This window comes from Alistipes sp. DJF_B185 (assembly GCF_964250025.1).
Classification (GTDB): Bacteria; Bacteroidota; Bacteroidia; order Bacteroidales; family Rikenellaceae; genus Alistipes; species Alistipes finegoldii.
The window spans coordinates 298,456-320,905 of record NZ_CAXUDY010000003.1 but is presented as its reverse complement, the minus strand read 5'-3'; the positions used below and the strand labels follow the sequence as shown (position 1 = coordinate 320,905).

At 48.1% G+C, this 22,450-nt stretch carries 18 protein-coding genes; 12 read left to right on the top strand and 6 right to left on the bottom strand.

What is annotated here, in order from left to right:
• Positions 1-163 precede the first annotated feature (163 nt).
• From ACESTR_RS06525 to ACESTR_RS06495, 7 genes are all read left to right on the top strand, one after another.
• Positions 164-1,273 carry a glycosyltransferase gene (locus tag ACESTR_RS06525; RefSeq protein WP_302574583.1) on the top strand — a complete coding sequence of 370 codons (1,110 nt, stop codon included), beginning with the start codon at positions 164-166 and terminating at the stop codon, positions 1,271-1,273.
• Positions 1,274-1,277: 4 nt separating this feature from the next.
• Positions 1,278-2,390 carry a glycosyltransferase gene (locus ACESTR_RS06520; RefSeq protein WP_278713734.1) on the top strand — a complete coding sequence of 371 codons (1,113 nt, stop codon included), beginning with the start codon at positions 1,278-1,280 and terminating at the stop codon, positions 2,388-2,390.
• 272 nt (positions 2,391-2,662) lie between these two features.
• Positions 2,663-3,841, top strand: coding sequence for an MBOAT family O-acyltransferase (locus ACESTR_RS06515; RefSeq protein WP_302574581.1), 1,179 nt, complete (start codon positions 2,663-2,665; stop codon positions 3,839-3,841).
• Positions 3,842-3,844: 3 nt separating this feature from the next.
• Positions 3,845-4,765: a hypothetical protein gene (locus ACESTR_RS06510; protein WP_373179021.1), complete on the top strand. Its 921-nt coding sequence runs from the start codon at positions 3,845-3,847 to the stop codon at positions 4,763-4,765.
• Positions 4,762-5,937, top strand: coding sequence for a glycosyltransferase (locus ACESTR_RS06505; RefSeq protein WP_022043724.1), 1,176 nt, complete (start codon positions 4,762-4,764; stop codon positions 5,935-5,937). The genes ACESTR_RS06510 and ACESTR_RS06505 overlap by 4 nt, the downstream gene beginning before the upstream one ends.
• Positions 5,938-5,972: 35 nt before the next feature.
• Positions 5,973-7,043, top strand: a complete 1,071-nt coding sequence (locus tag ACESTR_RS06500; protein WP_227042343.1) for a radical SAM protein — start codon at positions 5,973-5,975, stop codon at positions 7,041-7,043.
• 40 nt (positions 7,044-7,083) lie between these two features.
• Entirely contained in the window at positions 7,084-8,184 is a 1,101-nt protein-coding gene (locus ACESTR_RS06495) for a glycosyltransferase family 4 protein (protein ID WP_014776375.1), read from the top strand.
• 9 nt (positions 8,185-8,193) lie between these two features.
• Here the strand turns inward: ACESTR_RS06495 and ybaK are convergent, their stop codons facing one another.
• A complete protein-coding gene (gene ybaK / locus ACESTR_RS06490; protein WP_009598127.1) occupies positions 8,194-8,685 on the bottom strand; it encodes a Cys-tRNA(Pro) deacylase in 492 nt (163 codons plus the stop codon).
• An 89-nt stretch (positions 8,686-8,774) separates the two neighbouring features.
• On the opposite strand from ybaK, the gene ACESTR_RS06485 reads away from it, so the two are divergent.
• The 3 genes from ACESTR_RS06485 (at position 8,775) to ACESTR_RS06475 (ending at position 12,664) form a co-directional block, all read left to right on the top strand.
• The gene (locus ACESTR_RS06485) at positions 8,775-11,288 is read left to right on the top strand and encodes a DUF5686 family protein (protein WP_022043721.1); all 2,514 of its coding nucleotides are present in this window, start codon (positions 8,775-8,777) and stop codon (positions 11,286-11,288) included.
• 59 nt (positions 11,289-11,347) lie between these two features.
• Complete coding sequence (locus ACESTR_RS06480; protein WP_022043720.1) at positions 11,348-12,007, top strand: HAD family hydrolase; 660 nt, start codon at positions 11,348-11,350, stop codon at positions 12,005-12,007.
• A 291-nt stretch (positions 12,008-12,298) separates the two neighbouring features.
• Positions 12,299-12,664, top strand: a complete 366-nt coding sequence (locus ACESTR_RS06475) for a DMT family protein (protein ID WP_009598150.1) — start codon at positions 12,299-12,301, stop codon at positions 12,662-12,664.
• Between the two features lie 292 nt (positions 12,665-12,956).
• Here the strand turns inward: ACESTR_RS06475 and ACESTR_RS06470 are convergent, their stop codons facing one another.
• The 3 genes from ACESTR_RS06470 to ACESTR_RS06460 are packed head-to-tail and all read right to left on the bottom strand — an operon-like array spanning position 12,957 to position 18,605.
• Positions 12,957-14,102 carry an HNH endonuclease signature motif containing protein gene (locus ACESTR_RS06470; protein ID WP_229034961.1) on the bottom strand — a complete coding sequence of 382 codons (1,146 nt, stop codon included), beginning with the start codon at positions 14,100-14,102 and terminating at the stop codon, positions 12,957-12,959.
• A 34-nt stretch (positions 14,103-14,136) separates the two neighbouring features.
• On the bottom strand, positions 14,137-16,752 hold the full coding sequence (locus tag ACESTR_RS06465) for a UvrD-helicase domain-containing protein (RefSeq protein WP_195636678.1): 2,616 nt from the start codon (positions 16,750-16,752) through the stop codon (positions 14,137-14,139).
• 29 nt (positions 16,753-16,781) lie between these two features.
• Positions 16,782-18,605 carry an ATP-dependent nuclease gene (locus ACESTR_RS06460; RefSeq protein WP_253011649.1) on the bottom strand — a complete coding sequence of 608 codons (1,824 nt, stop codon included), beginning with the start codon at positions 18,603-18,605 and terminating at the stop codon, positions 16,782-16,784.
• A gap of 373 nt (positions 18,606-18,978) precedes the next feature.
• On the opposite strand from ACESTR_RS06460, the gene ACESTR_RS06455 reads away from it, so the two are divergent.
• Positions 18,979-19,203 carry a hypothetical protein gene (locus tag ACESTR_RS06455; protein ID WP_195272850.1) on the top strand — a complete coding sequence of 75 codons (225 nt, stop codon included), beginning with the start codon at positions 18,979-18,981 and terminating at the stop codon, positions 19,201-19,203.
• 27 nt (positions 19,204-19,230) lie between these two features.
• Complete coding sequence (locus ACESTR_RS06450) at positions 19,231-19,875, top strand: hypothetical protein (RefSeq protein WP_281808145.1); 645 nt, start codon at positions 19,231-19,233, stop codon at positions 19,873-19,875.
• Between the two features lie 38 nt (positions 19,876-19,913).
• On the opposite strand, the gene mobV is transcribed toward ACESTR_RS06450, so the two are convergent.
• Both mobV and ACESTR_RS06440 read right to left on the bottom strand, forming a co-directional pair.
• The gene (mobV, locus tag ACESTR_RS06445; RefSeq protein WP_281808143.1) at positions 19,914-21,344 is read right to left on the bottom strand and encodes a MobV family relaxase; all 1,431 of its coding nucleotides are present in this window, start codon (positions 21,342-21,344) and stop codon (positions 19,914-19,916) included.
• A 226-nt stretch (positions 21,345-21,570) separates the two neighbouring features.
• Positions 21,571-22,323: a toprim domain-containing protein gene (locus ACESTR_RS06440; RefSeq protein ID WP_256169672.1), complete on the bottom strand. Its 753-nt coding sequence runs from the start codon at positions 22,321-22,323 to the stop codon at positions 21,571-21,573.
• Between the last annotated feature and the right edge of the window lie 127 nt (positions 22,324-22,450).

The window sequence follows — 22,450 nt, the reverse complement described above, 5'->3', positions numbered from 1 at the left end:
CGGATTTGATTGGTCGATAGACTATATACAAAACAATATTCTTTTTGGATTTATCATTAGTTGTATCGTTTTATTTTCGACAATTCCGATTATTAAAACATTACACTATGTCAAACTGAAAACCGGGAAAATAGGATCATACATATTGAATTTTGTCAAATAAATGGACCGAATCTTATTGATTGCAACAGAATATGCGCCGGGAATGATTCCATACGCATCTTCCATCATAAATGCATTATCGAAAAGCAGTGATTTTGAGATATATGCAGTCGTTGTAAATTCCGAAGCCTGTTCTTACTGCAATAATTTAGGTGAACTTCAAAATATTGAATATATTGAGTATCCCCATTCCAAATTCTTTAAGTTAATCTATAAGATATATCCAGCAAGAGTTATCCGAAAAATAAAAAAAATTGCGAAAGCCCGAAATATCGATGCAATTCATTTGCTAACAGGTGATTTCAGTTTATTTTTTTACGTTTTATTTCAGCTGAAAAAGAAGAAGTTTTATTACACGGTCCATGATCTGCAGATACATGAGTCCGACACAATGACTTTTCCGGGCAGACTCTTGCACAAATACGTCATATGGTGTACACGCACTTACCTGAAGATCATTCCGAATCTAACGACATCATCACGACATCAGTATATAGCTTTAAAAGAAAGTTACCCGAATAAGCGCGTTGTATTCAATCATTTTCCTTCCTTAGTAACCCAAATGATAAAAAATGGAAGGAAACAAATAGAGGAGCTGAAAAACACATCCGATTACATTCTGTTTTTCGGCACTGTAGATCACTACAAAGGTGTCGATCTGCTGATAGAGGCGTACGACCAAAAAGTCTTCCACGACAAGCACAAGCTGGTAATAGCAGGAAAAGGCAGACACTACGTAACCGACAATAAAAACATTATCAGACTGAACCGGTTCATCGAGGATGCCGAAGTCCGAGATCTATTCACCAAAGCCGCAATCGTAGTTTATCCGTATCGTTCGGCCACCATGTCGGGCGTGCTTTCCCTTGCGTTCTATTTCAGGAAGAAAGTCGTGATGTCAGACGTGCCTTTTTTCAAAGAATACGCCAACCGGGACTCGCTGTTCTTCAAAGCCGGAAATGTCGAAGATCTGGCCGACAAGCTGCAACAGGCATTGGATTCCGGCAGCGCCAGCACAAATGCGAATCTGTATCCAGAATTCTATTCAGAGAATATATTGGAACAAGACTATATAAATCTGTACTCATCCCCTGCGAACAAACAGATGTGATGCCATGAAGGTATTGATATTGAATCCGATCCTTTTTACGGCGGACAACAATGTAATTCCGCAAGTCAAATCCATAAAAGACACGATGATTTACAACATGTGTCTAGGATTCAAACGACTGGGACACGATGTAACATTAGCCGCCGCCAAAGAGTATGCTCCTGCGGAAAAAGAAGCGTATGATTTCGAAATTCTTTTTTTCAAATCCAAGTGCAAAAAACTTTTCCCGCCGGCTATGTTGCCCTTTTCTCCTGAACTATGGCCATATATCAAAGAAAATGAAAAATCATTCGATCTGCTTATATCCAGTGAAACATTTTCAGTTCAGTCTTTATTCGCGGCAAGAATCTGTCCCGAAAAAACTATAATTTGGCAAGAACTGACCGATCATCAAAACAAATTCCATCGACTTCCATCGAAAATATGGCATAATGTCATTGTTCGCTTATTCATGCAACGGATTGCAGCAGTAGCTCCCCGCTCAGAGCCTGCTTACAAATTTATTAGCAAATATATGCCGCAAACAGTAAAGCAAATCGTTGATCATGGAATTAATGTCGATAAATTCACCTATTCCGAAAAAAAAGAACGCCAAATAATCAGTTCGTCCCAATTGATTCACCGAAAAAATATCGACGGAATAATTCGGATTTTCCAGCGATTCCATGAAATGGAAGCATATGAAGACATTAAATTGTTGATAGCCGGGCGAGGTGAAGAAGAAGCAAATTTAAAAAAATTAGTGTCGGAATTAAAACTCTCGGAAAGTGTCCGATTTCTCGGATTTTTACCTCAGCAAACACTGAATAAATATATCCGAGAATCTCTTTGCTTTCTTATCAATACGCGAAAAGATCTGAATATGGTTTCCATTCCGGAATCCATCGTTTCAGGGACCCCGATTCTGACAAACACTCAACCGGCTTCAGCCGGCTACATCCAAGCGAATAAGCTGGGAATAGCCAAGAATCAATGGGGAGTAGACGAGCTAAAAGAAATCATCGACAACAACTCCTTTTATGTCAAAAACTGCATCGGCTACCGGGACAACCTGACAAACGTCCATTCTGCGCAATTATTGACGGACATCTATAAAAAATCAATTCAAAAACAGTAAAATACCATTTCCGACATATCAGACGCAACGCCTAACTAGAGAGCCTCAGCATGCTGTTCAATTCATTTGTATTTCTACTTGCATTCCCAACAATCTTCGCCGCATATTATCTCTGTCCGATAAAATGGCGCAGCTGGCTTCTATTGCTGATAAGCTATGCAGTCTATATGAACTGGGTGCCCATATACGCATTGATCCTCTTGTGGGTAACTCTGACGACCTATACCGGCGCTCGTTATATATCCCTCAACAGCCCCAAGAACAAGCTAAAAATGACCGTCGCAGGAATTTTGACCTTGCTCCCGCTGCTTTTCTTCAAATACTACAATTTTATAAATGGCATCGTATACGATATATTGACGTCTCTTCACCTGCGCATCGAAATAAATACGATGCATTGGGCCGTTCCCATCGGCATATCCTTCTTTTCATTTCAGGCATACGGATATCTGGCGGACGTATATTACAGACGGACCGACTGCGAACGCAACCTCCGGGACTATGCACTGTTCATTTCATTTTTTCCGCAAATAGCTTCGGGTCCTATCAGCAAGGCGAAGGACCTGCTGCCGCAAATCAAAAGTCTCAAAACTTTCGATGCCGACAAAGCGACACAGGGGTTGAAACTGTTGTTATGGGGCTTGTTTCTAAAAGTCGTGTTAGCAGACCGATTAGGTCTGTACGTAGACAGCATTTATGACAATTACACCTACCAGACGGGGTTCTCTCTGTTCGTCGCCAGTTTGTGTTATTCGCTGCAAATATACGGAGACTTTGCAGGTTATTCGTTAATGGCTATCGGAGTAGCCAAAGTCTTGGGATTCGATCTGATCAATAACTTCAACCGCCCCTATTTCGCAACCAGCATAACCGACTTCTGGCACCGATGGCACATTTCGCTGTCCATCTGGCTCCGTGATTACGTATACATTCCGCTGGGCGGCAGCAGATGCAGCAAATTACGCACCTATTGGAATATTTTCGCGACTTTTCTGGTCTCCGGAATCTGGCACGGCGCGAATTGGACATTCATCATATGGGGAATTATTCACGGAGTCGCGCAAATAGCCGAAAAGGCATTGCGTCTTCAGAAGTATGAAGGGGGGGGGAATCGCCGGCTTCGTATTATCATCACATTCCTTATCGTCAACTTCGCATGGATATTTTTCCGGATGCCCTCGATAACGGACGCATGCAAGGTCATCGGCAAAATATTCACGGATTTCGGGACTACCCTGTTTTTATCAAACAACAGCAATATGATCTACATGCTCGTCGCCGTCTGCATATTGTTTTTTAAAGACATGCGCGACGAATTCTTCCCACGCCGGTTTCTCTTCTTCGAAAACAGAAACATAGCAATCAGGTGGAGTTCCTATCTGTTTCTAATGTTTCTAATCCTTCTGACAGGCGTATTGGATTCCGGACAATTCATTTATGTAAACTTCTAACGCATGCGGAATTTTCTGATCAAATCGGCCATATTTCTTGCGTTATGCGGTCTGCTCGACTTCGGTCTGGGCAAAATCTTCGGTTATCTGACAGTCCATGCAACCGGCGGATATACAAAACGGGATAATTTCATATCCGACGAAGTCGATGCAAACATCCTGATTTTCGGCTCGTCGCGGGCCGCTCATCACTACGTCCCTTCGATATTGTCCGATTCATTGGATATGAGTTGCTATAACTGCGGATTGGACGGCAACGGCATCATATACGGGTATGGAAAGCTAAAAACGATTACGGCCCGGTACTATCCCAAAATCGTCATACTGGACATCCAGCCTACATTCGATCTGTTTACAAACGACAATTGCAAATACTTGGCTCCCTTGCGGCCGTATTATCAATATCCGGGAGTCGATTCATTATTCTGGGACATAAATCCGTCCGAACGTTGGAAAATGATGTCGAATTCCTACCGGTTCAATTCGAAATTCCTGAGCATTCTAATGGATAATTTATCGGATCGAGCCATATCTTCCGATAACGGCTACATACCTTTATACGATACGATGACTTACGAGCCGTCAAAATCCACCGCAAAGAAAAACGAAACAGATCCTGTCAAAATCCGTTATTTTGAGCAATTTATTTGCGAAGTAAAAAGACATTCCGCCCTGTTCGTATTCATATCGCCCGAATACGGGAGCAATGCCGACTGGCCAGACATCGTGGAAGGCATATGTGCAAAGTACAGCATTCCCTACTATAATTATCTAAGCGACAAACGCTTCGCAAACAACAAAACATATTTTGCCGATTCATCGCATTTGAACGACAACGGCGCAAGAGCCTATACGGAAATAGTTGCGGCCGATATAAAATGCAAATTGAAAACTCTCCGTCTTACCTCCGATCGTTTTTTATGAAAGTTCTGCTCGCCAATAAATTCTACTACCGCCGCGGCGGAGACTGCGTATGCACGCTGAATCTGGAACAGTTGCTCAAAGACCACAATCACGATACTGCGGTATTCGCCATGCAACATCCGGAAAATTTCCCGACTCCGTGGAGCAAATATTTTCCGAGCGAAATACGCTTCTCGCCGGGTCCCAACATACTTGAAACCTTTAGACGGCCATTCGGTTCGAAAGAGGTAAAACGGAAATTCAACGCATTGCTGGATGATTTCCAGCCGGATGTCGTTCACCTGAACAATATCCACACGCAATTATCCCCTCTGATCGCCGAACTCGCCCATCGGAGAGGTATCAAAGTCGTATGGACGCTGCACGACCTGAAACTGCTATGTCCCCGGTACGATTGCCTGCGCAACGGGAAAACGATCTGCGAAGCATGTTTCACGGACAAACACAAGGTATTGGAGAACAAATGCATGAAAAACTCGTGGCTGGTGAGTATATTGGCGTATAAAGAAGCCCGGAAATGGAACAGGGAAAGACTTGAGGCCTGTACCGATTCATTTATCTGCCCCAGTCAGTTCCTAGCCGACAAAATGATACAAGGCGGTTTCGATAGAGGCAAACTGCATACATTATGCAATTTTATCGACGTTGAAAAATGTGCAGACGCAGCCTATCTGAAAAAAGATTACTACTGCTACATCGGGCGCATATCGCATGAAAAGGGAATAAAGACTCTGATCGACGCCGCGAACCGACTGCCTTACAAATTGGTAATCATCGGCAAGGGTCCGCTGGATGCCGAAATGAAGAAACTCGCGGGGCCAAATGTCGAATTCGCCGGATTCAAGCAGTGGAATGAAATAAAACGAATTGTCAGTCAGGCCCGCTTTTGCGTCATTCCGTCCGAATCATATGAGAACAATCCGCTTTCCGTCATCGAATCCCAATGCTTGGGCACGCCGGTACTGGGCGCTCAAATCGGCGGTATTCCCGAATTGATTCAGGAGGACTTCAACGGTTTGTATTTCAGAAGCAGGGATACGGACGATCTGACCGCCAAAATTCAGGCCATGTATGACGCACCGTTCGACCATGCCGCCATCGCCCTCGAAGCGAAAAAGCGCTATAATTCGGAAACATACTATAAACAGCTCATACAGCTGTACAATCTATAATTCAAACCTTGGATTCATACAAATCTGTCAAAATCATGTCTGCTGAAAATATCCCGCACCCCACCGACGCCAGCATCATCCTGACCTATCGCTGTCCGATGAAATGCAAGATGTGCAACATCTGGTTCAACCCCACGAAAAAAGACGACGAAATCAAAGCTGCGGACCTTCGTACGCTGCCGCGCCTGAAATTCATCAACCTGACCGGCGGAGAACCCTTCGTCCGCGAAGATCTGGCGGAGATCGTGGAGGAGTGCTACAAACATACGGACCGCATCGTCATCTCCACGTCCGGATGGTTCGAAGACAAAGTCGTGGCCTTGGCCAAACAATTCCCGAACATCGGCATCCGCATCTCGATCGAAGGCCTGAGCTGCAAGAACGACGAGCTGCGCGGACATGCCGGCGGCTTCGACAAAGGGCTGAGAACACTGCTCACGCTGAAGCAAATGGGGCTGAAAGACATCGGATTCGGCTGCACCGTATCGAACAACAATTCCAAGGATATGCTCTCGCTCTATCAGCTGTCGCTGTCCTTGGGCATGGAGTTCGCTACGGCGGCTTTCCACAACTCCTATTATTTCCACAAGGACGACAACGTAATCACCAACAAGGACGAGGTGTGCAAAAACTTCGAACAGCTGATCGAATGGCAGTTGCAGGAGAACCATCCGAAAAGCTGGTTCCGCGCATGGTTCAATATGGGGCTGATCAACTACATCGAAGGCGGCCGCCGCATGCTGCCGTGCGAAGCGGGTTCGGCGAACTTCTTCATCGATCCTTTCGGCGAGGTGTATCCGTGCAACGGTCTCGAAGAGAAATACTGGCAGAAATCTATGGGCAATATCCACGAAACGCCCGACTTCATGAATATCTGGGAGAGCGACCGGGCGCAGGAAGTCCGCGCCATGGTCCGGAAATGCCCGAAAAACTGCTGGATGGTCGGTACAGCCAGTCCTGTAATGCACAAATACATGAAATACCCGCTGAGGTGGGCGCTCAGAAACAAGCTCCGCAGCCTGCGGGGAAAACCGGCCTGTCTGGACAAGAAGTGGTGCGATGTCGGCCAAGACCCGATGCAGGGCGATTTGCGGGAAAAATTCTAACCAAGTCGTGAATGCCAAAAAGAATGACCGTTTTCCGGCTATGAAAATAGTCGTCACCGGCACCCGTGGGATTCCCGGCATCATGGGCGGCGTGGAAACGCACTGCGAAGAGCTGTTTCCGCGTATCGCCCGGAAGGGATTCGACGTAACCGTAATACGGCGGAAAAGCTACGTGCACGACACGCTGCGGCAATACGAGGGAATCACGCTCGTCGATCTCGCAACCCCGAAAAAGAAGTCGTTCGAAGCGATCGTCCATACGTTCCGGGCCGTCCTCGAAGCCAAAAAGCTGAAAGCCGAGATCATCCACATCCACGCCGTCGGCCCGGCGCTGCTGACGCCGGTCGCACGCCTGCTGGGACTGAAGGTGGTATTTACCCACCACGGACCGGATTACGACCGGGACAAATGGGGTGCGGCGGCCAAAACGGTACTCAGACTGGGTGAAATGATGGGCGCACGCTTCGCCAATGAAATCATCGTGATTTCGAACGTCATAAACGACATGCTGATCCGCAAATACCACCGCAAAGAGTGTCACCTGATTTACAACGGGGTTCCGGCTCCCCAGATCGTCGATTTTCCGGAATATCTCGAAGAAACGGGCGTCGAAAAGGGGAAATACATCTTCAGCATGTGCCGCTTCGTCCCGGAAAAGAACCTGCACCACCTGATCGAAGCCTTCTCGAAGACCGACAACAAGGGGTGCAGACTGGTGCTGGCCGGAGATACGGATTTCGAAGACGAGTACTCCGCAGGACTCAAAAAATACGCACGGGAACAGGGCGTCGTCCTGACCGGCTTCATCAAGGGGAAAAAGCTGCACGCCCTTCTCACCCACGCCCGCTGCTTCGTGCTGCCCTCTTCGCACGAAGGGCTTCCGATCGCATTGCTGGAAGCGATGAGTTACAGACTGCCCGTCATCGTAAGCGACATTCCGGCCAATCTGGAGGTCGGTCTTGAAAAAGAGGCTTATTTCCCCGTCGGCGACATAGCCGCGCTGGCGCAGAAGCTCCAGCAGAACATCGACGCACCCTATCGGCAAAAGGAATATCCGATGGAAAAATACGACTGGGACGCTATCGCCGAACAAACGGCCGCAGTATATGAAAAATGCGCAAAGCCCCGGCCGGAACGGTAAACTCAGACACTACCCTTCCCGGCTGATCTCAGCCACGGTCGCCCCGACGAATGCTATCAGCTCTGCCGGGGCGATTTTCAGTTGCAGGCCCCGGACGCCGGCGCTGATATAGATGAACGGATGCTCCCCGGCCGAAGAGTGGATATAAGTCGGGAAGCGCTTTTTCATGCCGACCGGCGAACAGCCGCCGCGTATATAACCCGTCACGGGCAGCAGTTCCTTCATCGGAATCAGATCGGCCTTCTTGTTGCCCGACACGCGGGCCGCGGCCTTGAGATCGACCTCGTGATTCCCCGGCACCACGCAGACGAAGTATCCCGTCCGGTCGCCTTTCAGCACGAGGGTCTTGAAAACCGTGGCGATCTCCTCGCCCAGCTGTTCAGCGACGTGCGTCGCCGCCAGATGCTCTTCGTCCACCTCGTAGGGAACGAGCTCGTAATTTATCTTCGCACGGTCGAGCAGCCGCGCCGCATTCGTCTTTTCGACTTTTCCGTGTGCCATCTCAGCTCTTGATGTTCAATTTTTCGGCTTAAGTTGCGCAAAGGTAGTTTATTTTACCCGGATTGTCGCATTTTAGCTACATTTGTCAGATGCTTCGCCGAAAAATCACATACAAACCGCTCGCCTTTCTCATCGCGGTTCTGTTCCTCCCCACCGTCCTGCCGGCGCAGAGCACCCGTGTCCGCGGGCGCGTCACCGACGCCGCCGACGGCACGCCGATGCAGTTCGTGAGCGTCGTCTTTCCCGGCACCACGACGGGCATCACCACCGACGAGGCGGGCATCTACACACTCGAAACCCGCGACACGGTGAGCCGCGTGCAGGCCTCGATGGTCGGCTACGCCTCGCAGACCAAGCCGCTCGTGCAGGGAGGCTTCAACCAGATCGACTTCGCCCTCGAAGCCGTGGAGTTCGGCATCGGCAGCGTCGTCATCACCCCCGGCGACAACCCGGCGCATCCGATTCTGCGGGGCGTCATCCGCCGCAAGCCCCAGAACGATCCCGACCTGTACGACAGCTACACCTGCGCCACCTATACCAAGATGCAGCTCGACCTGACGAACATCAAGCCCCGGTTCCGCAGCAAGCGGCTGCAACGCAATTTCGGGTTCGTCTTCGACTACATCGACACCTCGGCGCTCACCGGACAGGCCTACCTGCCGGCCATGATCTCCGAAGCCACGGCCGACTATTACCACAGCAGGCGCACCCCCGCCGTTTCGCGCGAAATCATCCGCGCCAGCCGCGTGTCGGGCGTCGAGGACAGCTTCGCCATCGCCCAGTTCACGGGCCGGATGCACGGCAACGTCAATTTCTACGCCAATTACATCGACATCTTCAACGTCCGCTTCGCCAGTCCGCTCTCCGATTCGGGTCTGGCCTTCTACGACTATTTTCTGGTGGACAGCATGCAGGTGGAGGGGCGCAAAACCTACAAAATCCGTTTCCATCCCAAGCGGCTCGCCACGCCCGTACTCGACGGCGAAGTCAATATCGACTCGGCGTCGTACGCCCTGCAGTCGGCCTCGGCGCGCATGCCTAAGGGCGTCAATGTAAACTGGATCAAACACCTGCGGCTCGAAAACGACAACCGCATCGTCGCCGACAGCACGTGGTTCCGCCACCGCGACCGGGTTTCGGCCGAATTTTCGATCGCCACGGGCGACTCGTCGAAGCTGACCTCGTTCATCGGTACGCGCGAAGTGGTCTACTCCGACGTGCGCGTCGGGGTTCCCATTCCCGACGAAGTCGCGCGCATGGACAACAACGTCGTCATCGGCGACGAAGAGGGAGTCTGCCGCACGGACGAAGCCTTCTGGGAAGAGGTGCGCCCCTACCGGCTGAGCGAGAAGGAGAAAGGCATCTACTCGATGGTCGATTCGGTGCAGAACGTGCCGCTCTACCGCAACATCTACACGCTCATCAACACCGTGATCGTCGGTTACTGGAACACCAAATACATCGGTATCGGCCCCTATTACAAACTGGCCAGCTTCAACAAACTCGAAGGGTTCCGCATGCAGCCGGGATTCCGCACGACCACGGCCGTCAGCAAACGCATACGTCTCTCAGGATATGCGGCCTACGGCACGCGCGACGGCATGTTCAAGGGCGGCGGCAGCGTCGAACTGGCCTTCAACCGCCGCCTGACACGCAAGCTCACCGTTTCGGGCCGGCACGACGTGATGCAGCTGGGCGCGGGACAGAACGCGCTCACGGAGAGCAACATCCTCGGCTCACTGCTCTCGCGCGGCGACTCCCGGCTTTCGATGGTCAACCGCGGCGAGATCGGCTACGAACACGAATGGAGCCACGGCACCAGCAATTTCCTCGGCGCCCGCATCCAGAAGATCTTCGGCAACCGCTACGTGCCGCTGGTGCGTCCCGACGGCCGGATCGTAAACTCCGTATCGGACGCGGCGCTGCACGTCGGGATGCGTATTTCGAAGAACGAGAGCATCTACCGCCTGCCCTTCGACAAACAGTACATGGGCACGGTCTACCCCGTCCTGACGCTCGGATTCACGGCCGGCGTTCCCGCCATGCTGAACGACAGCTACGAATACTACCGGCTCGAAGGGGGCATCCACTACAAACCCGAACTGCCGCCGCTGGGTTATTCCAACATCACGTTGCAGGGCGGCAAAATCTTCGGCAAGGTCCCTTATCCGCTGCTCAAGCTCCACGAAGGCAACGGCACCTATTTCTACGATCCCAATGCCTTCTCGTGCATGAATTTCTACGAATTCGCATCGGACGCATGGGTGGCGCTCTTCTTCGAACACCACTTCAACGGCATCCTGCTGGGCCGCATTCCGCTCGTCAAGAAACTCAAGTGGCGCGAAGTGCTGGTCTGCAAGGGCGTGTGGGGCACGCTCTCGAAGGAGAACGACGGCAGTCTGCCCGACACGCAGGCCCCACTGCTCTTCCCCCGCGGCATGACGTCGGTTTCGGACCCCTACGTCGAAATGGGCTTCGGCGTCGAAAATATCTTCCGCCTGCTGCGCGTGGACTGCATCTGGCGTCTCACCCACCGCGATCCCAAACCGGGACAGGACGTGCAGAACTTCGCCGTAAACCTGAGCATGCACCTCAAATTCTGACATAGGGTTCCTTGTGTCGAAGATTTTGACTACCTTTGGGGCTTAAAATACGGAATCATATGATAAAAGGCGCCATATTCGACATGGACGGTACGCTCGTGGCCAACTCTCCGGTCCACATCCGGGCGTTCGAAATCTTCTGTGACCGCTACGGCGTGCGCGGCTGGAAGGAGAAACTCGGACAGGCTTTCGGCATGGGCAACGACGACATCATGCGGCTCATCATGCCCGAAGAGGTGATCCGCGAGAAAGGATTGGCGGCGCTTGGCGACGAGAAGGAGGCCGTCTACCGCGAAATCTACGCACCCGAAATCGAACCCATGCCGGGACTGGTCGCCCTGCTGGGCAAGCTCCGCGATGCGGGCATACGCTGCGCCGTAGGTTCATCGGGATGCAGGGCCAATGTCGATTTCGTGCTTGAGAAGTGCGACATCGAATCCTTTTTCGACGCCAAAATCAACGGCGACATGGTGACGCGCTGCAAACCCGATCCGGAAATCTACCTGACGGCGGCGGCCGCACTCGGACTCGCACCGGCCGAATGCGTCGTTTTCGAAGACGCCAAGGCGGGCATCGAGTCGGCACGGCGGGCCGGCGCGGGCCGCATCGTCGCGCTGGCGTCCACGCACTCCCGCCAAATGCTGGCCGCCGAAACCGACGCCGACGTCATCATCGGCGACTTCCGCGACATCACCGACCTCGAAACATTGCTGAAATAAGCGCACGGCCCCGCAAAAGGCCGCCGCAATTCCCGACCACAATAGGGTCGGGATTTTTGTCCGGCGCCCCTTCGGCGGATCATGCGGATCGGCTGCCCCCTCTCAGAAGCCCGACCCAAGAAAACGCCCCGCTTCCTGCCCCTCGCGCCCCCTTTGCAACCTCCTCAGCATTACCTTTCCTCTGCTCCTCCCGGATTCGGGATTCGGCCGGCCGACGCAAATATTTCCCCGAAGCGGATATCGTACGGAAATTTTTGATACATTTGCGGGATTTTTAACCCGGACGCATATATGTTCAAAGGAATCTCCACCGTCGTTCTGCTCGTCATATCGAACGCCTTCATGACGCTCGCATGGTACGGACATATCGCATTCAAATCGAAACTCGAACGCTTCGGCATGCTGGCGATCGTCCTGCTGAGCTGGGGCATCGCCCTGTTCGAATACTGCTTTCAGGTCCCCGCCAACCGCATCGGCTCCGCGCAGTTCGGCGGCCCGTTCTCCATCTGGGAACTTAAAGTGATACAGGAGGTCGTATCGCTTTCCGTATTCACACTCTTCGCATTGGTCTTCATGAAATCCGACACCCTGCGCTGGAACCACCTCGCCGGATTTCTCTGCCTGATTCTGGCCGTCTATTTCATCTTCCGGAAATAACCCTCGTCCGGAAACACCTCGCATACACACAAGACAGCCGCGACCCGAAATCGCGGCTGTCCTATTTTTCGTGACGATTGCAGGCGGAAAAAAAGCCCGGCGCCGAAGGGCGCTCAATCCGACTTCCGCTGATCGTGGCGGTAAATCTGATAGGAATTGACGAAGTTCTGCCACATATTATTTACTTGCGCTTGTATTCGTCTGATTATTAATCTATAACATAAAACAGTTCTTGCAGCAAGTAACAAAATAGCAACAAAAATATGGATAAAATTGGGTTTCCCGAAATATTTTAATTCTTGTCAATCTTTTTCTTCTTGCCAATAAATAACTCCTCCAAATACTCTTTGGGCATAAAACCGGTTTCTACCCTTTTATGTACGAATAAATTATCTTCGTACACAACCACTCCAAGTTGATAGTCCAATTCACTTTCACTAAACTCGTCTTTATTGAGATTTGCTATGGGAATAGGCATAGAATCTCCATCCTCTTGGCTTTGCCACACGTATGCGGATTTAGTCATTACATATAGAGAATTTCGATCTTCTGAAAATCCATACTTGTCTACTACATACTCCCGATCTCCATTATTGTTCCGCCAATAAACTGCATTTTCGGTCAAATTGGCGGCATAAGCAGTTAAAGGATCACCACTATATTCCTGCGGAGTACATGGGTATTCATTGGGCTTATCATTATAAAAATAGATTTCTTGGGCTGCTCCGGGTGTTAACGAGAGCATAACATTGGGTTTTCTTTGTTCCGGCTCAACGGGACGTTCATATGCTCGAGGCGGAATTTGGCCCCACCCGTTTAAGGAATCGGATTGCAACTTGTCAATTTCGTCTACATTCGATGACTGACCGTCATTTTGCGAAATTGACTGCCGACCATATACCCATTCGCCCAAAGTGCCTCCGGATGCTTGCTTGTCGCTTTCAGCCCATGCCAATAATCGCTCTTTGCTGACTTGGGCTTCTGCATCCGTTACAGTTCTCATCCAACTGAAATCGGGGGTAACATCGCTTTCTCTCAACAAAGACGGATTGGCTAAGAACGCTTCGATACTACCGCAACGCATAATGATACGTTTGCGGGTAATCGGGTTATCGAGTGCGTTCTCCAATCGTGTGACCCATCGAAGATTGTCCGGGCGATTGTTGCGGCGATTCGTATCTATATGATCGACGACATGGTCTTCCGTTGGTTTCGGACCATGAAAGGCCGTTGCCACGATAATGTGAACACGAACGGACGCAATCTCCATGTATCCGTGTTTATCATTGGACTTACCGAAAGTCCAGAAGTTATCATATTGACGAGGCCGTTTACCATCACGAGGATACCGGAAAACAGCTCCATTATCTCGGACAGAGTATTTTTCATCTTTATAAATACACTCTATCTCGTGCTTAAAATCATCAATATCAATCATAATTTACATTACACAAACTCAACAAACGTGGTCATTAACTTTCTAACTTCCCCAACCGCATGACGATGGAAGCCTGACTGCGGCCCATCTTCTCCGCAATATATCGGATGCTCTTTCCTTCACGATGGAGCGTCAGCAAAAATTGGTCGGCACGGCGCGTCCACCGCTTGTTGGCATTCGGATGCTTGGTGTAACTCTCCACCGTAACTTTTTCGGGACGCAGAAACTCGTCCACAAAAACAGAAGGGAATCGTGCATCGTAGAGCACCCATGTTTTGACTTTGGCCCGTGTGATTGCTACATAAAACAACCGTCGCTCCTCGCCATAAGGGAAGTGGTCGCTTGCCGTCAGCACATATTGCAAAGACGGGTCATCGCTTACGAGAGAGGGGAAACCATAGGTATCCTTGTTGCATTGGAGCAGAATCACATAGTCGGCTTCAAGCCCTTTGGATTTGTGCACGGTCAGGAATTCGACCTTTCGGCCGCCAATGATATAGTAAAATCTGTTCCCTTCTTTGACGCTTTTATACATGAACGAAAGGTAGTAATCGTCGAATGAATACCGTCCCAGCAGGAACACAGATTTGTCGGACGGAATAGATGCAATAAGCTGTCCGATGACATTGCAATAGCTGTTTCGGTCGTAGGCTTGGAACGATAGCTCGGTTTTCCTTTGCTCGCTGAACGGCCGAATGTTCTTTTTTATTTGCGCCGTATTACGTTGGATGAATCGAGCCGATAAACCAACCAACGGCTCACCGAAACGATAGGTCGTTTCGATTTTATTGATTTCGGTTGGGCCGAAAAAAGCTGCGAAATTATTGAAAAGAGCCATATCGCTTCCCGAGAAACGATAGATGGATTGCCAGTCGTCACCTACGCAATAGAGTTTTGCCGGAGGATTTCCCTCGCGCAAGGCTTTGAGAAAGTTGTAGCGGTCAACGGATATATCCTGAAATTCATCGACAATGATATATTCATACGACACAGGATGCGTTGCCCGGCAAAGTTCGGTCGCCTGCAAGATGGCATCCGTAAAGTCGATTTGTCCGCCACTGCGCAAAGCCTCCGCATAGCGTTCATACACGGGACGGAAAATGTTTTTGACTACGAACTCACTACGCCGGTCATTGGCTTCGTCAGTCTGTTTCAAGACGTCTTTCAATGATCGACAACTCGATTTCAGCAAGGTGACGAATGTAGCGATCAATCTAATAAATGCCTTTTCCTGCTTGCTGCCCTCCGGTAATACCATGCTGTACAACTCTGTATCTGTTCGTTCTTGCAAAGGGACACCGGCATCGAGCAACAATTGTTTGAGCGTCTCACGAATATCCGAACGGTAAAAATCCACGCTGGACGTCGTAATTAGTCTTGTTCCGAATTTCTCGTGGGCGGCCCGCTTCCATGTGATGCCGTCGTTGTACTTTTGATTGGCCTCCTCGTAGGATATATTCCGATCTTTGGCGAACCATGCGGGTACGAAGCCGTGTTCATCTACCCCGAAATGCTCCAGATAAAGACGCTGCGGTTTACCGTCACGCTCAAAATAGATTGAAAAGTCCGGTCTATATTGGGAGTGCATCGCATCGGCCACCGGATGCTCGTAAGGCTCCTCGTATCTGAACTGCACGCCAAGGGACGATAAGACGAAACAGATTTTCTGCTCTTGCTCGCTCCGCACGTAAATCTGTTTGCCGTCCATATCCGGAACCATGGCTTTCAGCCGCACGTCCTTTTGTTCGGACAGCTGCTGCCGTCTTTCATTTTTCCGTTTCTCCCAATCCGCCTCATTGGCTTGATAATCGACGAAATACTCGACCGCATGTTTGCGGAATCGCGAATCGGCCAGCAAATCGCGGTATATTTTCACGAACAACGCATCCGTATTGTCGCAGATCGAAGGTTTATTACCTGTTTGCTGCCCGATCAGATCAAGGGCCAACTTATGGAATGTATAGCCGCGCAAGCCCTCGATTCCCATTCGTTCGGTCAGCTCGGCGGCAGCCTTGTTCGTATAGCTGATAAGAAGAATCCGTGTCGGATCGACTTTCTTTATTTCAATCAGGTATTTGACCTTTCCTACGATGGAGGATGTCTTGCCGCTTCCGGCACTGCTTACGACCAGACAATTATCCTCTTCCGATACGATGGAACGCCTCTGCTGTTCGTCCAACGGATATTTCAAACAATGATCGAAAAAGAGTTTGTGCCTATCGAGCGAATTTTGGATAACTTGCTGGTTATGCAATCTGACGAGCTTGCCGATATTATCGAAATCATGGAGAAATTTTACAATGACATCCGATGGCTCGATACTGAACTTTTTGAGTTGTGGAACGAGCGCATTTGCTTCTTGGTAATAATCCGCGTAATAACAGGTAAATTCTTTTTCTTGCGCAAAGGTTATATAACGGGCGGCAAAACTGGTCTCTAAATCCGTAATAATATCGACTGAAAAACGCTCATTGTGAGCATAAACAGCTTCTTTTCTACCGTCGTTCGTTATTGCACTTTCATAGGAGGGAATACGACCAATCTTTGCGGAAAGTTGTTCCGATTGCTTTGTAAGACGCAGTCGTTTCACTATTACAACTATTATGGCTATAATAATTACACAACCTCCTATAACAAATAACAAGAACATACTAATTGGTAAAAAGTAAATATAGGGAATCAAGCTTCGCACATATCATAAATTTTATGATAAATGTCGAGGAACTCATCATGCTCTCCATCCGGGCAAAATGTTTTTCTTAAATCTTCATATATTAAGTTCTGGAAATGTTTTGCACAAACTTTTGATCCACCCAGTTGGATACATGATTCATGATTTTTGCAGATTGTTTTTACATCATCCCAATCTCCATACTCGATTTCAATAGGAGGATTAAGCGTTTTAAAATAATCAGGATGTATATAGCATTCTATTTCTCTTTTTTGAGTAACACTGCTATTGGTTTCATCATACCCCAGCTCTCTAAGTCTTAATAAATTAGGTGAATCCATATCATTATTAAGTTTGTCTGAGTCTAATAAAATATAATATGGTTTGTGCATTTTTCGAATAATCTGCAAATCTGCCCAATGCTTGATAGCGCCACATCCACCAACCGGAATTAATAAAACACCTAACTCATCAAATGTCTTCTCTATATCACCATGTTTCTTATATTCCCGAGCTAAAGTATTAAAAGCACCAACATCATCAATACCCTCAAGTAAAAACAGGACTTTTATATCACCGAATACATTCAAAAGCGCACTATTTCTTTTTATGCCTAACTCTTCTATAATTTGATAAATATCTATACGAGGAAGTTGTCGAACAGTATACTTTCCATCTATTCGTTGTATAAATATCAAATCTTCAATATTACTTTCGGCAACGATATTAGGAGAATGAGTTGTTACCAATATTTGATATCCATTATCTTTCATCCCGATTAATTTTGAATATAATTGCTGCTGTGTTTCGGGATGTAAAAAAGTTTCAGGTTCTTCAAACCCAAATAACATATCCCTCCCAGAGTGTTTTTCTTCGGCTAACATCTCAAAATAAGACATCATTGTAATCCGTCTGAAACCATCCCCTCTGGATGTTAGAGGAATATTAGCCTCATCTTTTTTACAACGAAATGATGTAGATATTAATTTCGACCAATCAAACTCCACTTGAGCTTCAACTTGTTCATCTTCTGGAACTACTTGATTGATTTTTTGTGTAATTTTGCCTAATGCCTCCTCAATATGATGCCTAATCGAATCTTCAACTTCATCTGTCGAAATCTCTGATTTCAATAATTTATAAGCCTGATCCTTAAAATATTTTTGGACAGAGGTATCACTATCTGAAAGTGATCTGTCAGCTCTAAAGTATTCAAAGGTCGGTAAAATACCTTTTAATGCTTCTATTATTTTTTTAGGACGAGTTGTACCCGTAGCAGGCATTTCTTCAAAATCGAAATGGAAAGACGTGCCTGCTTCATGATGATATGCACGCAATTTCTCCCGCTTTTCTTTATTGTTATATTCTTCTCCGTTTGCTTTTGCCGTTTCTATATGAAACTTTGCACAAAGAGTACGTAACTCTTTTTCACTCAACATAACAAAGTCATCTGCATCATATATCTTGCGACATAAAAAGATTTTAGGTTTAATCGTTTTTTGGGATACATCCCAGACCTTTTTAACTGAGATTAATCCATTTTCATCAACTAATTCTTCATCAAAAAGTGATACCGGAATAGTATCATCCAAAATAATTGGACTTGACGCAGAATCAAAAATTAAGTTTATTTCGATAAAATTGGAATCACTATATACGTTTTTATCCTCTATATTAGGATTATTTTCATTAAGGAATGCATCTATTGCTTTCAATAAAGTAGATTTCCCCACATCATTTTTACCCACAATACAATTGAAATCCTGAAATGAAACCAATGTCTCTTCTTTGATACCTCTATAATTCTTTATTACTGTACTTTTAAGTTTCATTATTTATCAATTTTTTAGCTGTATCAAAATTACAAATTTTGAATTAGGTTGCCATAAAATTCTTTCATAATTTTCAGTGGTTAATATTAAACTCAAGAAAATTGCGTATTTTTGTATTTGGATAGAGTTCGCTCGTTCCAGACATATTGAGAAGAAGCGTTATGCTTATCTTGTAACTTGAAAACGTAGGAAATTTTCAATTAGATGCAAGGAGGGCATAGTGGTTCTCACGCGTATAGCGTGGGCTGCTATCACTACATCTGCATCTATGGGTTTCCTACGACCTTCAAGTTAAGACGTGGCATTGCAGTTCCACGCTTCGTGTTACTATTAATATCCTTGTGGCAGCTGGAGGATGAAAACAATTTTTATTATGAGAAGGTTGATTCTCTTGCTGTCGGTTATCATCATGCTAACCTCGTGTAGCGTCGTAAAAAGAACTTATGTTCGAGATTATGGAGAACGCATCGAATTAATCAAAACGAATTTTCCGGAGATATACGATTTGTATCGTCGTGGTTCCGTCATTATTGACGATGTATATACTTATGAAAAAGATGGCAAAGAACGAGTGGGCATTCATTATCATTACAGATAAATCTATAAAACAAATATAAAAGCCACTATGAAACAGATTTTCTTAATTTTAAGTATTGTCCCATTTTTGTTCGGTTGTGTGCAGACGAGAGAACAAAGAGGAGCAGAGATTGCCAAGTCGGAAATGATGAAACGTCTTTACGATGCGGATAGTTATGAACCCATTGAAACACATATAGACAGCGCATATACTTCTATTTATACGGATTTAGCTGTGATTAGAGCCGCTCATGATTTGATCGAGCTAAATGCGGAAGAGAAAAAAGAACGACTGCAACGTCAATACAATTCCGCAAAATCATCGGCTGCCATTTGGAGCGATTCGAGAGGATGGAGCAGCTATGCCAGAGAAGAATATCGGCAGGCCAAAGAAGAAATGGATGATTACGCTAATCAACTCAAAGAATTGGACGAGGAGGTCAAGGTTAAAATGAACGAGATTCAAGACCATGCAAATGTAGTGAGTGAACACCAATTTTGCGGATGGAATATCTACCATAGATTTCGGTGCGCGAATCGACTTGGTATGCAACAGATCAGTGATGTTTTGATTATCGTAGATGAAAATATGGAATATGTCAATGGCTGTTTTATATTGGATGACGGCGATGATTATAGTTTAGAAAAATTCAAAAAAGTTATAGATAAGGCTATTGGCAAAAACCGAAAATAAATAAGTCCCGATAATTCATAGATTATCGGGACTTATATTTATCGTTTAAAGCCTTTGGATTGTCGTGGCTCTTGAGAGAAAAAGTGCCGTGCTTTCTCGAACTTCTCCCTGCACCACTCCTTAACTGGTATTTTGCTGATGGTTAGTTGCAATTTTCGTTTGTCGGTCAGGTCGGGAGTTATTTGCGCCGTTACTCGTTCGACCGTGAATTTGCAGTTGTGCTCTTCGGAGTATAGTTTGCCGCTATATTCAAGCGGTTTACCTTTAATAAGCATCGCGGTCTGTTCATCGTCGAAACCGACCGTTCGGCAAACACTCTCCATTCGGATCATCTCACGGAAATAGGGAAACCACGTTGTCGCTTTCGAGATGATTGCTTTCAATAGCGACATTTCTTTTTCGTGTCGATTCGTCAGGTTCGCCTTTTCGGTGGTATGTCGCGCCTGCATTGTCGTCAGTTCTCGACTATGTTCGCTTTGCATGGTCTGAATCTTCGTTTGCAGGATTTCGATCGTTTCATCGCGTGCGGCGACCTCTTGTCGCAGAACTCCGATTTCCTGCCCCTGCCGTTTGACTTTCGACGTTCCGATCATCGACCCGATACCGTCGAGGATGGTCGTGCCGACCTCGGCGGCGGAGTTTTTCAGTTTCTCGGTCTTCAACTCGCCTTTTACCGCAGCCAGTTCGGCCGCGGTTCGATGCAATTCTGCACGTGCCGTCTGTTCCTGCTTTGTGGCATGTTCGACGGCTTTGAGCTTCTCCTCCTCAATGCGGAGTAGTTCGCCGATATTGTCCTGCAAATTCTGCTGTCGGGCAATGGCGTTGCGGTAAAATTCCTGTGTTGTAACGTGTCGGGCGTTCGAGCCGTCGATACCTCTTTGCAGTCCGTATTTGGCCATTGCTGCGGCATAGGTGTCTTGGTACTCTTTCAGCTTGATACGCGACATTACATCGTCAGCGCATAGCCGAGGTCGGGCCGTAGATTTCGTGCGGTATTTCCGCTTGCCTGTTTCGTCAGTTTTCTCCTTTCGGACTTTACGACGTTCGCCAGTTACGATAGGGACGACAGCTGCGTGGATATGCGGTGTCGCTTCATCCATGTGCAATACTGCCGAAACGACATTTTCGGCTCCGAAAGTTTTTCGCAACCATGCAAGGTTATCGGTACACCACGCTTTCAGGCGTCCCTCTTGAACGATACGCAGCATATCCTCTTGTGTGCCGGTCAGCATGACACGAATTACCCGCACTTGATTCGTCCCGATTTTACGGGTCAGTCCGGCATGTTCGAGCCGATGGTTGATTGCTTCCGTTCGGTCGGCGACGCCCTCCGGAAATTCGACAAGTTCTTCATTCAGGTAGGTCAGTTCCGGCATGGCATTGGGCGGCATTTTGGTGCGTGCGATATGAGCGGTCATCGGTACTTCGTTGTCCGGCGACTTATCCAAATGCAATACGACGTATCCCATGATTCAGTAATAATTTTGCGGTTGATGATTTCGGTTGTTGGATTTTCGACCGCATGTGCGGTCGGCGGCCGAAACGGTCGCAAGGGGTTTCCAAAGGGCCGCCCTTTGGCCTATTGGGGCTTTTTCAGCGACACGAAGTGTTGCGGCTCGGGAAAAGCCCTAATAGGCTATGGCTTTTCTGAGGAGGAAAAGCCGCGGGCGCAGAGCGGCCGAATGGTGGGCGACGTTACAACTTGCGACCGCGCGACTGCTTGTGTCCTTTCACGGGACGATGGCTGCGCAGGTAGTCGTTCAAATCGTTGTGCGGCCGATAGTGGACGGATTGGTCGGAGATATTGCGGCAGGCGGCTTTCAATTCAGAGGTCGCCTTTCGCCCCGCCTCGTCATTGTCGAGGTAGGTATAGACCCGTTCGTGCGACGCGATGAACGGAACGGCTTTGGCAAGGTTCGTTACCGAGTTCAGCACGACGATATTGTGCGGCGGGTTCGGGTTGCGCTTGAGCGTCAGAAACGAAAGGTAGTCCATAAATCCCTCGAAAACGAGGCACGTCGGATAATCGCCGCGTCGGGTCGTCGGGGCTTTCGAGGTGCAGCCCTTGAAATAGCGGTTGCGCAGCTCCCACCCTCCGGCATCGTTTCGGAATCCAACTGCGAAATAGGATTTGTCCGCTACGCGATAATGCACCTCCGAACAATGCATACGAGCTGTATCAAGGTCGATGCCCCGCTCCATGAGGTAGTCAAGCAAAGCAGGGTTTTCCAGCGGCCGCACCCTCTCGACTACAATTGAGGGTGGACGTTGCGGGGCTGTATTTTTTCCTATAAAAGAAGAAATAGGGCCCCCATCTATCCATTGCTCCAGCCGCCGCATGGCCTCTCCGGCATCGCACCGCTCCATGTGCATCACGAGGTCGATCAGCGTGCCGCCCTCGCCTGCACCATAGTCGATCCACAGATTCTTGTCATAGTCCACTTTCATGCTCGGCATATGATCTTCGCGCAGCGGCGAATGATACAAGCCACAATAACTTCTATCCTTGGCCGGACGGATGCCCCGTGAGGCAAGGTATTCCCGTATTGGGAACTTATTGATTGCTTTTGCGTCC

Bases quoted from the DNA above. Each gene is read 5' to 3' on its own strand.
- ybaK (WP_009598127.1), bottom strand. From the start codon at position 8,685: ATGGCACACGGAAAAGTCGAAAAGACGAATGCGGCGCGGCTGCTCGAC.
- ACESTR_RS06455 (WP_195272850.1), top strand. From the start codon at position 18,979: ATGAGAAGGTTGATTCTCTTGCTGTCGGTTATCATCATGCTAACCTCG.
- ACESTR_RS06495 (WP_014776375.1), top strand. From the start codon at position 7,084: ATGAAAATAGTCGTCACCGGCACCCGTGGGATTCCCGGCATCATGGGC.
- ACESTR_RS06480 (WP_022043720.1), top strand. From the start codon at position 11,348: ATGATAAAAGGCGCCATATTCGACATGGACGGTACGCTCGTGGCCAAC.
- ACESTR_RS06465 (WP_195636678.1), bottom strand. From the start codon at position 16,752: ATGTTCTTGTTATTTGTTATAGGAGGTTGTGTAATTATTATAGCCATA.
- mobV (WP_281808143.1), bottom strand. From the start codon at position 21,344: ATGGGATACGTCGTATTGCATTTGGATAAGTCGCCGGACAACGAAGTA.
- ACESTR_RS06515 (WP_302574581.1), top strand. From the start codon at position 2,663: ATGACCGTCGCAGGAATTTTGACCTTGCTCCCGCTGCTTTTCTTCAAA.
- ACESTR_RS06485 (WP_022043721.1), top strand. From the start codon at position 8,775: ATGCTTCGCCGAAAAATCACATACAAACCGCTCGCCTTTCTCATCGCG.
- ACESTR_RS06500 (WP_227042343.1), top strand. From the start codon at position 5,973: ATGTCTGCTGAAAATATCCCGCACCCCACCGACGCCAGCATCATCCTG.
- ACESTR_RS06510 (WP_373179021.1), top strand. From the start codon at position 3,845: ATGCGGAATTTTCTGATCAAATCGGCCATATTTCTTGCGTTATGCGGT.
- ACESTR_RS06440 (WP_256169672.1), bottom strand. From the start codon at position 22,323: ATGAAAGTGGACTATGACAAGAATCTGTGGATCGACTATGGTGCAGGC.
- ACESTR_RS06475 (WP_009598150.1), top strand. From the start codon at position 12,299: ATGTTCAAAGGAATCTCCACCGTCGTTCTGCTCGTCATATCGAACGCC.
- ACESTR_RS06470 (WP_229034961.1), bottom strand. From the start codon at position 14,102: ATGATTGATATTGATGATTTTAAGCACGAGATAGAGTGTATTTATAAA.
- ACESTR_RS06460 (WP_253011649.1), bottom strand. From the start codon at position 18,605: ATGAAACTTAAAAGTACAGTAATAAAGAATTATAGAGGTATCAAAGAA.
- ACESTR_RS06520 (WP_278713734.1), top strand. From the start codon at position 1,278: ATGAAGGTATTGATATTGAATCCGATCCTTTTTACGGCGGACAACAAT.
- ACESTR_RS06505 (WP_022043724.1), top strand. From the start codon at position 4,762: ATGAAAGTTCTGCTCGCCAATAAATTCTACTACCGCCGCGGCGGAGAC.
- ACESTR_RS06450 (WP_281808145.1), top strand. From the start codon at position 19,231: ATGAAACAGATTTTCTTAATTTTAAGTATTGTCCCATTTTTGTTCGGT.
- ACESTR_RS06525 (WP_302574583.1), top strand. From the start codon at position 164: ATGGACCGAATCTTATTGATTGCAACAGAATATGCGCCGGGAATGATT.